At 45.7% G+C, this 12,403-nt stretch carries 11 protein-coding genes; 4 read left to right on the top strand and 7 right to left on the bottom strand.

Going from position 1 to position 12,403, the window contains the following annotated elements; all coding sequences use genetic code 11:
• Nucleotides 1–94: 94 nt before the first annotated feature.
• Complete coding sequence (gene pfkB / locus BN1044_RS16300) at nt 95–1,051, bottom strand: 6-phosphofructokinase II (protein ID WP_072309575.1); 957 nt, start codon at nt 1,049–1,051, stop codon at nt 95–97.
• A 307-nt stretch (nt 1,052–1,358) separates the two neighbouring features.
• On the opposite strand from pfkB, the gene BN1044_RS16305 reads away from it, so the two are divergent.
• A complete protein-coding gene (locus BN1044_RS16305) occupies nt 1,359–1,601 on the top strand; it encodes a DUF4060 family protein (RefSeq protein ID WP_008813610.1) in 243 nt (80 codons plus the stop codon).
• 93 nt (nt 1,602–1,694) lie between these two features.
• Here the strand turns inward: BN1044_RS16305 and BN1044_RS16310 are convergent, their stop codons facing one another.
• From BN1044_RS16310 to copC, 3 genes are read right to left on the bottom strand one after another with little or no spacing between them, the layout of a single operon-like run.
• Nucleotides 1,695–2,048 carry a YebY family protein gene (locus tag BN1044_RS16310; RefSeq protein WP_072309576.1) on the bottom strand — a complete coding sequence of 118 codons (354 nt, stop codon included), beginning with the start codon at nt 2,046–2,048 and terminating at the stop codon, nt 1,695–1,697.
• Nucleotides 2,049–2,094: 46 nt separating this feature from the next.
• On the bottom strand, nt 2,095–2,973 hold the full coding sequence (gene copD, locus BN1044_RS16315) for a copper homeostasis membrane protein CopD (RefSeq protein WP_072309577.1): 879 nt from the start codon (nt 2,971–2,973) through the stop codon (nt 2,095–2,097).
• A gap of 8 nt (nt 2,974–2,981) precedes the next feature.
• Nucleotides 2,982–3,359, bottom strand: a complete 378-nt coding sequence (gene copC / locus BN1044_RS16320) for a copper homeostasis periplasmic binding protein CopC (protein ID WP_072309578.1) — start codon at nt 3,357–3,359, stop codon at nt 2,982–2,984.
• Nucleotides 3,360–4,868: 1,509 nt separating this feature from the next.
• Between copC and ompC the strand changes: the two genes are divergently transcribed.
• Nucleotides 4,869–5,984: a porin OmpC gene (ompC, locus tag BN1044_RS16325; protein ID WP_072309579.1), complete on the top strand. Its 1,116-nt coding sequence runs from the start codon at nt 4,869–4,871 to the stop codon at nt 5,982–5,984.
• A gap of 80 nt (nt 5,985–6,064) precedes the next feature.
• On the opposite strand, the gene yeiL is transcribed toward ompC, so the two are convergent.
• The gene (yeiL, locus tag BN1044_RS16330; RefSeq protein ID WP_072309580.1) at nt 6,065–6,757 is read right to left on the bottom strand and encodes a transcriptional regulator YeiL; all 693 of its coding nucleotides are present in this window, start codon (nt 6,755–6,757) and stop codon (nt 6,065–6,067) included.
• A 136-nt stretch (nt 6,758–6,893) separates the two neighbouring features.
• Here yeiL and rihB point away from each other — a divergent pair, with 136 nt between their 5' ends.
• Entirely contained in the window at nt 6,894–7,826 is a 933-nt protein-coding gene (gene rihB / locus BN1044_RS16335; RefSeq protein WP_072309581.1) for a ribosylpyrimidine nucleosidase, read from the top strand.
• Nucleotides 7,827–8,083: 257 nt separating this feature from the next.
• Nucleotides 8,084–9,334 carry a NupC/NupG family nucleoside CNT transporter gene (locus BN1044_RS16340; RefSeq protein ID WP_072309582.1) on the top strand — a complete coding sequence of 417 codons (1,251 nt, stop codon included), beginning with the start codon at nt 8,084–8,086 and terminating at the stop codon, nt 9,332–9,334.
• Nucleotides 9,335–9,433: 99 nt separating this feature from the next.
• On the opposite strand, the gene BN1044_RS16345 is transcribed toward BN1044_RS16340, so the two are convergent.
• On the bottom strand, nt 9,434–10,237 hold the full coding sequence (locus tag BN1044_RS16345; protein WP_072309583.1) for an alpha/beta fold hydrolase: 804 nt from the start codon (nt 10,235–10,237) through the stop codon (nt 9,434–9,436).
• An 87-nt stretch (nt 10,238–10,324) separates the two neighbouring features.
• Nucleotides 10,325–12,373 carry a S9 family peptidase gene (locus tag BN1044_RS16350; protein ID WP_072309584.1) on the bottom strand — a complete coding sequence of 683 codons (2,049 nt, stop codon included), beginning with the start codon at nt 12,371–12,373 and terminating at the stop codon, nt 10,325–10,327.
• Nucleotides 12,374–12,403: the final 30 nt, after the last annotated feature.

Here is a 12,403-nt window from a genome sequence, read left to right on the forward strand (position 1 = left end):
AAGGTGTAATCGGTGCATTACTGATTTTGTATAAAACGGTGATGGACTAACGGTTCTACCCATCGCTAGGATGGGTAGTGATTCGAGGCGATATTTATAAATCGTTTAGCGGCGTTTGTTGCTGGCAGAGATAGTCATAAAGTGCATTCACGTCATTCTGCTGGCAAAGGCGAGTTCCTTTGTTTAGGGTTGCAGCACTCCCCGCGGCAACGCCATACCTAACAATATCCAGTAAATCCGCCTGCTGCGACAATTTAAGCACCATCGCACCTACCATGCTGTCGCCCGCTCCAACGGTACTTTTCATTTTTACCGGCGGTGGCACAACCTGAACCCAGTGATGTTGCCCGACGGCTAGCGCCCCCTGAGCCCCTAACGAAACCACGACGTATTTTGATTTTCCAGTCGCAACAATAGACTGTGCAGCCTCAAGCACGGCGCTAGGCTCTGCCAGCAAATCTTTACCACTAAGCTCAGACAGTTCTTTTTGATTCGGTTTCACTAGCAATAAATTGCCCACTTCTAAACCTGCCATCAACGCATGACCAGAGCTATCGAGCACGCATTGGATATTTTTCTTTTGTGCCAGACGCAACAGTATCTGAAGTTCTTCCGTGGTCACCCCTTCGGGCAGACTGCCGCTGATGACAAGAATAGCTCCCTCAGGAATACCCATAGCGCACTCACGTAAACGATCAAACTCCTGTGACGTCAATTTTGCACCAGGCATGACAAAGCGATACTGCTCTCCGGTAATTTCGGTGTGCACATGCATATTTTGTCGAGTCCAGGCCTGCGTGGTCACCGTTTGAATGGCCACTTTTTCTTGCTCAAGCAATTCGGCTAAGTGCTGCCCCGTTGGACCGCCTGCGGGAAAGATGGCATTTGCTTCTCCACCAAGATGGGCTATGGCGCGAGCCACGTTTATACCGCCGCCGCCCGGTTCATAAACCGGCTCTGAGCAACGTAATTTGCCATCAGGATAGAGTTTGGCCGTTGTCGTAGAACTATCAAGTGAAGGAGCTAGCGTCAGCGTATATATCGGTGTCATAACATCTCCTCGTTATATAAGTACTTCCCCAGCCTAGCACTTCGCCCTGTTTATTCTTTGTGTTAATTCATTAAAGGATCTTTCCAGCCGTGCTAAACGATCATTCTATATGCTGTTCATCAGCGACCAATGAACGGCCCATGACCGATATGATTATTTTATAGGCAATTGAAATAAGATAAGCCGATCTTGATCGTGTCACAAAAAAGTCATACTGCAATGTTATTGATATTGGTGCTATAACAAAGAGGTCAGCTCAGTGCTGACAGACAAATATTTTGACGGATTTATGTATTACGGAGCCTCTATGAAGCGAATCATTAAAGGCGATACAAACTTCTCTCACCTCGTTGTCGCGCATGCAGCGATAGATCAGCATGCCAAAGCCTATGGCCTTGCCCGTCAAGGATGGCCTTCTACTTATCATATTAAATATCGAGATAAACTCATCGCGGTGGAAGTTGTGACCCGCCGTCAATCCTATGTTGCCACCGTTATGGTTGGCGCTCGAAGTTTAACCAAACTATGCGGTATGCCAGCCGCTGCATAAATCACCTCCGGTGGTACTCTGGCAAGTGCCACCTTATCCCCACCATATAACAAAGAAGCGGCTTTTCGCCGCCTCTTGATGTTGCTTATAAAACTACTGACACAGCTGACGCGCGTGCTCGATAAAGGGCGCTACGCTCATCTTTTGCCCAGGATGATTCGGATCGTCTAGCAATATTGTCTCTAACGGTAATGCGGCCATTTTTTTGGCTTTCACCAAGCTGTTTGCCTTCTCATCTAAAGGGTACTGTGCCAGCGTGCTGGCATTAATGACAAACAATGCCTGATTTTTTGTGCACTGCAGCTGCACTTCTTCTTTTACAAAGGCCCACTGGCTACCGAATTGCGCTTTACTCACCGTCTCTACGGTACGCGCCGCGAATGCTTGCGCAGATAAAAAAACGCCCGCCAGCGTCAATAATCCTGTCAGTAACACACTTTTTTTCATCATGAAGTTCCACTGTCGTCCAATCAAAAACTATTGCTATCTTATTCTAAATAGGTGGCTGAGTTGCGAAAAAACTCACCGTAAGCAGAACCAACAGCGCCAATAACCATTCAACGACGGCGTTGCCCGCCAGTAACGTTAATGCCCGTTGTCGGTTTTGGCCCATGCTCCTCACCACGCGGTAGCGGTTATAAAGTGCAATACCGATCATCACGGCCACCAGCAAGATCTTCAGCCACAACCCACGCTGATAGACAGAGTCGAGCACCCGCGGCCAGCCGCCTAAAATCCACGCCACGTTGCCTATGCCGGTAACGATGACCAGCGCTACCGCAAGGTGTCCCCAACGCGAATAGCGTATCACCGCCTGCATGGCAAAAGCTTTAGCGGCACCTGATAGTTGCCGTACGCAGAGCCAGAACGGCAGCAAACCGCCAAACCAAAAACCCGCACTCAGCAGATGAATACCATTATTAAGCCGGTGTGCTATACCGCTAATGCCCTGCTCCGCCGATGCATGGCCTGTACGAGCTAAGGTGATCAGCAATAGTGCGGCAAATAAGGTGAGTAAAAAGCGGCGAATATTTGGTGTGAATAAAGGCGCTATCAGCAGTAGAGAGGAAAATATCAGTTGTAGCAGCCACGCCTCGCCAAATGTCGTTTGCATAACGGCAAGCCAAGTTTCTGGGCTAATGACGTCTTGCCAGCCATCACCCATTTGTCCTGCTTGTAACGTCACCATAAGCCAAGAGCTAAAAGCACAAAGCACTAAACTCGTACCCAATAGCGCTCTGGTTTGTTTTTCTAGGTTATGCCGAAGCACGGGTGGAGCAATCCACCCGACAAAAAGAGCTAAGCCAAAAATTTGTAACGCAGTGGCAAAATGAACCCAACGGCACAAAACATAGAGAGCCGTGATACTCATAATTAGCCCTATTTAACAGAGAAGGTGTACTGGCCCTTGGTTTTATGTCCATCGACAGAAACAACGTTCCAGCTCACCGCATATTCACCTTTATTTAAGGGCTGGGTAAAGGGAACGGAAACATGGGTTTTGTCATTACCCGCTACCGATAACTTGCCTGTAGCGATCGGCTGGTTTTCAGGACCAACTACCGTGACTTTGCTAAACCCCGCTTCAATACCTTCGCTAAAAACGAACGTCAGCTCAGATGGTGCACTCACTTGGCTTTTAGCAGCAGGAGTTTGATCGGTAAGATGCGCATGAGCAAATACCTGTGGAGAAACGGCCAGCAGCAGCGCGGCACCGATACCAGATAGGTGAAATTGAGCCGTTTTAAGCATTTTCATAGAATCGCATTCCTTTTGTGAGTCGCAGGTTCACGCATTGATGACGCTCACAATAAGGTTTACGCCCCCATATAAAGTCATCAAATACGCTAGCATATTGATTTATATCTTACATTTTCCTCTCGCGCATTTCCATGCAGCCAGCAACAAAATCGCAACCAGATGTTCACGTTTTTCAACTATGCGATAAACGACTTACTGACATACTTTTCCTATCTGTCATCACTGATTAATAAATTCATAAAAATCATTATGTTGAACTATCTATACAAAATGTAGCTTGCAAGTTTGGCCGTAGAGAGCTTTAGTTAACGGGCATACCAACCTAACTACGGTTAAGAGAGGCCAAAATGAGTAAGGGAATGGATAGCAAAAAGAATGCGAAGAAAAAACCGTTGAAGAGCCCTGCAGAGAAACGCGCGGAAAAGAGAGCAAAACGCGCACATCCAGATGGTGATTAATCAGTAAACGTATTTCGTATCTTAAACCCGCTACGGCGGGTTTTTTTATTGCCAAAATGAGGCCATCGGCGCAGAAAGTACGAGTTGGGAATGTCAGCAGTTCGAGAATAATATCGCTGTAGTATTCCTCTCTCTATCCCCTTCATTATTTCTTTCTTCAGCCCCCTTGAATAGATCGTTTAACAGCCAATAATCGCCTTTGATATAGGCATACTAGCCATAATTCTCTGCTCGATTATTTCCACTCAATGCAGCCGTTATACCACTTCACATTTAATTACCCCGAAGCTCAAAATTTGTTAATTCTTGATTATATGTGCGGTTTATTGTCTCAAGCCTGAATGACCAAACAAAGGGATAGCACGTGTAAAGGAAGGGATATAACTGAATAACAAGTGAGAGATACCAGAAGCAATAGCACGAATAGCTAAAACTCAATTTAACAACGGCATCATTTGACAAGTAATTTCTTATTATAGTCCATCGGCAAATATTTTCCATAATATCAAAAATGAACATCAAACTCGCGAGAGCTCATAATAACTCATTGATAAATAACGACTTATTTTAATAAATGGATAAAAAAACCGAACCTTAAATAAAGGCTCGGTGTAAAAAGAATCTTAAGACACAGTAAAAAAATGCAGTAACAATGATGAGATTTAATTATACATCATATTTTTCATTGTAATTTGCATTTTGTGTGGTGAGGCATTTCTTATAAATCAAACGAGAATATTCGAACTGTGAATTATCACTTAAGGGTATCTTTTTTCGAAAGAAAATGGGGAGCCTCACTTGAGCTTTGTATATTTATCTTTGCTTCATTTACATTTCAATACATTTAATTACCATAAAAAATAAATAAACGTCGCATAGGCACTTTTTATTTATAGCGCATTAAACATATTATTAAGCTATGCTTGTAGCGTGAACTTTGACTGATGGAACGCACTTAAGTTCACACAGCGAGTGTAAAAAAACATAAATAAGCAGTGGCACATATAACTGACCTTGGCCGGTCAAAAAACTAAGAAGGAATATCATAGTGAAACGTAATCTGCTGGCAGTAATCATCCCTGCACTTTTAGTTGCAGGCGCAGCAAACGCTGCAGAAATCTACAACAAAGACGGCAACAAGCTGGATCTGTTCGGTAAATTAGATGGCCTGCACTACTTCTCAGACGACAACGGTTCAGACGGCGATCAGTCTTACGTTCGTTTCGGCTTCAAAGGTGAAACTCAGATTAACGACCAGCTGACCGGCTATGGCCAGTGGGAATATCAAGCAAACCTGAACCATGCAGAAAGCCAAGATAACAACAACTTTACCCGTGTTGGCTTCGCTGGTTTGAAATTTGCTGAGTTCGGTTCTTTGGATTATGGCCGTAACTACGGTGTGATCTATGATGTTGGTTCTTGGACTGACGTGCTGCCAGAGTTCGGTGGCGATACCTACGGTGCGGATAACTTCCTGTTCCAACGTGGTAACGGCATGCTGACCTACCGTAACACCGACTTCTTCGGTATGGTTGACGGCCTGAACTTTGCTCTGCAGTATCAGGGCAAAAACGATAGCCCAGAAGAATCCAACAATGGTCGTTCAGCTCAAGGTCAGAACGGTGACGGCTACGGTATGTCTCTGTCCTACGATCTGGGCTGGGGCATTAGCGCAGCAGCAGCGTACTCTTCATCTGACCGTACCAACGAACAGAACCGTGCACAGTATTATGGTCACGGCGATAAAGCAGATATCTACACCGGTGGTCTGAAATATGACGCTAACAACGTTTATTTAGCCGCTATGTATACTCAGGCTTATAACGCTAACCGTTTCGGTGATTTCTCTGCAAGCGGCCCAGATGCAGTTTACGGCTTTGCTAACAAATCTCAGAACATTGAAATCGTAGCACAGTACCAGTTCGACTTCGGTCTGCGTCCATCCGTTGCTTACCTGCAGTCAAAAGGTAAAGACATCGGCAACGGTTACGGCGACCAGGATCTGGTTAAATACGTTGATGTCGGCGCGACTTACTACTTCAACAAAAACATGTCTACCTACGTTGATTACAAAATCAACCTGTTGGATGACAACCGCTTCACTAACAACGCTGGCATCAACACGGATGACATCGTTGCACTGGGTGTTGTTTACCAGTTCTAATTCGTTAATTAACGGATCTAGATCCTATGTGAATGCATAAAGGGGCCTTAGGGCCCCTTTTTAGGTTGCGCCAATACCCATTATAGCTCTGCCAGTGAGTTGTCAGGTGCCATCTCAAGCGCTAGCGCTGTCAGCGCACTTTTATTCGTAATGATGTATCCCGCCTTCTGCTTGACCAACACCCCATCCTGCGTGAATTGAGCGATCACATACAGTAAGTGACGATACGAAACGCCCATATACTCGGCCACAGAAGTATGTTTTTCGCGATACATGTCACAATGCTGAGTTAATAAAATAAAAGCGGCCAAGCGATTAATCAGAGGGAACGATTGGTTTTGCGTCAGCGAGATAATGTTGCGGTAATTTTTTTTACTGAGTGCAACGCAAAGATTGCGCAAAAAAGTCGCGTCATTTAACAGCGGTGAACGATACTTTTTTACCGATAGCGCTAGGCACCAGCAGGCCTCGATAGCCTGTACAGCACGTGGCTCGTGATCGATATCTACCAGCTCAATTTCGCCAATAAAACAAGGCGCTGCAAAGAAATCAATCAAGGATATGCGGCCATTAGCCTGCGTTGAATACAGCTTGGCCCTCCCCTGAGCAAGGTAAAACAGATAGGTGGGAGAGTGACCCTCTTTGACAATGAAATCCCCCGCGGGCACGTGGAACAGCTTTGTATCACTCACAACATCAATAGAAAAATTTTGGCTATAGCCCGTAGCTTCCAACAGTTGCTGCCGCAGACTCGCATCCAAGACTTCCTTCATCGCCCTCTCCCCGATATGAGATTTCTCATATTTAATATACGTTTTCTATTGTTATGCTTCAAACGCTGCGAAGAAACATGTCTGAAATTATTAAACTAATAATAAATTATTTCTTAATATAAAAGAGGATATAACAATGGAAAAAAGAAAAATCATACTCGATTGCGACCCAGGCCATGATGATGCTATTGCTATTATGCTTGCGGCAAAACATCCTGCCATTGATTTACTTGGGATAACCATTGTTGCAGGAAACCAAACGCTAAATAAAACCCTCATTAATGGATTAAACGTGTGTCAGAAACTAGGTATTCATGTACCTATTCATGCTGGTATGCCACAGCCTATAATGCGTGAACAAATAGTGGCTGACAATATCCATGGCGAGAGCGGATTAGACGGCCCTGTGTTTGCACCACTAACTCGCAAAGCCGAAAGCAAGCATGCCATTCAATATATTATTGACACATTGATGGACAGTGATGGAGACATTACGCTCGTCCCCGTTGGACCATTAACAAATATTGCCGTTGCTATGCGTATGCAGCCAGCTATTTTACCGAAAATTCGCGAAATTATATTAATGGGTGGCGCCTACGGCACGGGAAACTTTACACCTTCGGCTGAGTTTAATATTTATGCCGACCCCGAAGCTGCCCGCGTGGTATTTACCTCTGGAGTTCCGCTGGTAATGATGGGGTTAGATTTAACCAACCAGACTATCTGCACTGCGGATGTCATTACCCGAATGGAAAAAGTAGGTGGCCCCGCCGGTGAATTGTTCAGCGACATCATGAACTTTACGCTTAAAACACAATATGAAAATTATGGCTTAGCTGGCGGCCCCGTGCACGATGCAACCTGCATTGGCTATCTCATCAATCCTAATGCTTTCAAAATGCAGGATATGTATGTAGAAATCGATGTGAACGACGGTCCATGCTACGGGCGTACTGTATGCGATGAACTCGGCGTAACCGGAAAACGGGCTAACACCAAAGTGGGGATGACCATTGATACCAAATGGTTCTGGAACGTAGTTGAAGAATGCGTGCGGATGTATATTTAATTCATACTGATAAACCATTTTGTGACAAAGACTATATCTACAATACCCTAAACTAAATTTTATTTGGCTGCCTTCGCACACCACAACGACTGGCTTGGGTGAGTTCATCGAGGTGAATTATTTAGCACTCTCAATGTGGCTTACACTTTTTGGGGTACGCAGTATATATACACCTTGTCTATCGAATATTAATAGGCAACATCTTGTTGCCTATTAATATCAGTCATACCATAAAACGTTTATAAAAGGTATTCATAATGGATACAATGAGAAGCATTCTAGGTATGGTGGTACTGTTGGCAATTGCATTTTTGCTATCAGTGAATAAAAAGAAAATAAGCATTCGTACCGTTGGTGCAGCGCTAATATTACAAATTATCATCGGCGGCGCCATGCTCTATTTCCCACCAGGAAAATGGTTGGCAGAACAGGCTGCTCTCGGCATACATAACGTCATGATTTATAGCGATGCTGGTAGCGCATTTATTTTTGGTTCATTAGTCGGGCCGAAAATGGATAAACTGTTTGATGGTTCTGGATTTATTTTTGCCTTTCGTGTCTTACCTGCCATTATTTTTATCACTGCGTTAGTCAGCTTGCTTTATTATATAGGTGTGATGGGGATTTTAATCCGTATCTTAGGCGGAATTTTCCAGAAAGTACTTAACATTAGTAAAATAGAGTCTTTTGTCGCGGTAACCACTATTTTCCTTGGCCAAAACGAAACGCCCGCGATTGTAAAACCGTTTATTGACCGTTTGAATCGCAATGAGCTGTTTACCGTCATTTGCAGCGGGATGGCCTCTATCGCTGGATCGACGATGATTGGCTATGCCGGATTAGGCGTACCGATTGATTACCTACTGGCTGCTTCTCTGATGGCGATCCCTGGTGGTATTTTGTTTGCACGTATTCTGAGCCCCGCCACCGAAGCTTCTCTAATAACCTTTGATAATCTTTCGTTTACTGAAACTCCACCCAAAAGCTTTATTGAGGCAATTGCAGCCGGAGCAATTGCCGGAATGAAAATTGCCGCAGGCGTAGCAACGGTCGTTATGGCGTTTGTCGCGATCATTGCTCTCATCAACGGCATTATTGGTGGAGTTGGTGGTTGGTTTGGCTTCGGCCACGCCACGCTTGAAGGTATCTTTGGTTATATTTTAGCGCCGCTGGCGTGGCTAATGGGCGTCGACTGGGGAGATGCCACGCTTGCAGGGAGTCTGATCGGGCAAAAATTGGCCATCAACGAGTTTGTTGCCTACCTCAGCTTTTCGCCCTATCTGCAAGCAGGCAGTGCGCTGGATACCAAAACCATCGCCATTGTCTCGTTTGCACTATGCGGTTTTGCAAACTTCGGCTCTATCGGCGTCGTTGTAGGCGCATTTTCTGCGATTGCACCACAGCGCGCATCTGAAATTGCTCAGTTGGGACTTCGTGCACTGGCCGCTGCCACTCTTTCAAATTTCATGAGTGCCACCATTGCAGGTTTCTTTATCGGTTTTGCCTAAACAATAACGCGCCAGGCTTAGCTGGCGCGTTATTAATTCATTTTGTAGTGTGCAGCTATATCAAATCAGCAGCGTTTGCTGACCTGTTCCACGGCCCTGTCATTTAATCGACATGAGAAAATTCAGCAAGGCTTCATTGACCCACTCAGGCTGCTCAAGCGTGCAAATATGACCCGCCTGAGGCACAACCAATTGCTTACAGTTGAGCATTTCAGCCATGAGATAACCTTCTAATGGCGGTCTTGGCGCATCTTGTTCACCGGTGATCACCAACGCAGGCATCTTAAGCTCTTCCAACAATGGACAGTTATCGCCGCGCCCAAAGATCATGCGGCCAAGGGGTACAATACTTTGGCGTAAAACAGATTCTGGCATATGACTTAAATGTTCAGCTAATGCTTCCACCAAATGGGGCAGCGGTTCGCGGCGGAAAAACATTGGCGCGATTTGTTCAACGAGTACAGCAGGCACTTTGCCAGCTGCATCAATCGCATTTAACATCGCATCATATTTCTTGAATGTCACTTCAGGTTCCAACCCAACAAAGGTGTCCATTAACACCAACGCTCGCACGCGTTCTGGAACCATCGCCGCTAGCTCTACGCCCCACATTCCCCCCACAGACAGCCCGACGACAGCAAATTCATTGATATCCAGCGCATCCATGAGCGCTAAGTGATCGCAGGCTAAATCTTTCAGCGCACGTCGAGACTCCGGCAGAGGATCTGACTTGCCATGTCCCCATAAATCAGGCGCAATGACACGGAAGTGCTGGCTCAACGCTTCGATTTGTGGCGCCCACATGCTGGAGTCAAACATATAGCTATGGCCAAGAAGCAGAGTAAAGCCTTCACCGCGATCGATATAGTGCATTTGACGGTCGTTTATTTGGATAAAAGGCATAGGGATCCTTGCGAATAGAGGAAAAAATTCAAAGAAAAAAGCCTATGAGGTAAGCGATATTACGCTCGCATACATAGGCTTTAAAATTTACTGATGAATACCGGCTAAGGCCAGAATAAAGGCATATTCTAACGCAATATCTTCATAGGCTTTAAAGCGCCCTGATTTGCCACCATGCCCAGCATCCATATCGGTATAGAGTAGAAGTTGATTGTCATCTGTTTTCAGCTCGCGCAGTTTTGCCACCCATTTCGCAGGTTCCCAATATTGCACCTGCGAGTCATGTAACCCAGTGGTCACCAGCATATGGGGGTAATCCTGCGCTTTCACCTGATCATAAGGGCTATACTGCTTGATGTAATGGTAATACTCAGCATCATTTGGATTGCCCCATTCGTCATATTCGCCCGTGGTCAGTGGAATAGACTCATCAAGCATCGTCGTCACAACATCCACAAATGGAACCTGAGCTACGATACCGTGGTACAAATGAGGAGCCTGATTCACAATCGCTCCCATCAGCAATCCCCCTGCGCTGCCTCCCATGGCGTAAACCTGTTTGGCATTGGCATATTTCTCATCAACGAGATATTGGGTAACGCTAATAAAATCACTAAAGGTATTTTGTTTGTGCAGCAGTTTGCCATCTTCATACCACTGTTGCCCCAGATCCGCACCGCCGCGAATATGGGCAAGAGCAAATACGAAACCACGGTCGAGCAAGCTTAAGCGACTGACACTAAAAGCGGGATCCATGCTACTTCCATAGGAGCCATATCCATAGACCAATACGGGATTGCGCCCAGCACGGAAGAGATCCTGTCGATATACGATGGAAACCGGTACTTTCACACCGTCGCGAGCGGTTACCCACAGCCGTTCGCTGCGATAAGCGCCTGCATCAAAGTTTTTTACTTCTTGCTGCTTAAGCAACGTGCGCTCGTCGGTATCCATATTGATCTGGAATACAGAGCTTGGCGTGGTCATGGAAGAATAGCCATAGCGTAACAGTGCGGTATCAGGCTCAGGGTTAAACGACAGCCACGTCATATAGGTAGGGTCATCGAAGCGGATATGCTTCTCTTCACCGGTTTGCCATTTGATCTGGCGCAGATGCGTTAATCCCTGCTCGCGCTCTTCAACCACCAACCAATCTTTAAATAGGCTAAAGCCTTCCAGCATAACATCGTCGCATGCGGCTATGATGGCCTGCCAGGTCTGTTCCTGACTCGATGTTGATTGATAAAGACCGAAATTTTTTCCATCTTTATTGGAGCGGATATAAAAGGTATCGCGATAGTGATCTAGGCTATATTCGTGATCGCGGCGACGCCCTAAAAACATCTCAGGGTTCGCGCTGGTATCATCCGCATCCAACATCAAAATTTCAGAGGTTGTGGTGCTCGAAATATGAATCAGAATATATTTGTTGGAGATCGTTTTCTCTAAACCGACGTAGAAAGTATCGTCAGATTCTTCATAGATCAATTGGTCTTCATCAACCGATGTTCCTAAACGATGGCGATAAACCTGATACGGCAGCAGTGTCTGTGGGTGTTTGCGCACGTAATAAAGCGTGGTGGAATCATTAGTCCATTCAAAGTGCCCCGCCGTATTCTCCAGAACCTCGTCATACCAGCTGTGATCGTTTAGGCGTTTAATGCGAATGTCATACTGGCGCCGAGAGAGAAAATCTTCAGCGATAGCCATCAATTGATTATCAGGACTGACCTCAATGCCGCCCAAAGCGTAGAAATCATGGCCCTGCGCGCGCTCATTGCTATCAACGAGTAATTCCCAGTCGCGACTATCTGCTGCATCAGCCTTTTGTCTGACATACAGTGCATATTCCTGTTCAGGTTTATATCGCGACTGATATCGGTAGCCGTTGCGTTGATAAGGCACAGATTCATCTTCTTGAGGAATACGCTCAACCATTTCATTAAACAGTTGCTTTCGGAGTTCCTCTTCACCACGCATGCTGGCCTGAGTATAGGCATTCTCAGCTTCAAGATAGCTCAAAACCGCATCATTGCTGCGTTCATCATCACGCAGCCAGTAGTAATTGTCGGTTCGTGTATCGCCATGCATTTCCATGACATGCGGGTGTTTTGCTGCAATCGGGGCTTTATTCATTGTCTACGCTTACCGCCTGTAATCTGATGC

It is taken from the genome of Hafnia alvei, assembly GCF_900095695.1.
Taxonomy (GTDB): domain Bacteria; phylum Pseudomonadota; class Gammaproteobacteria; order Enterobacterales; family Enterobacteriaceae; genus Hafnia; species Hafnia alvei_B.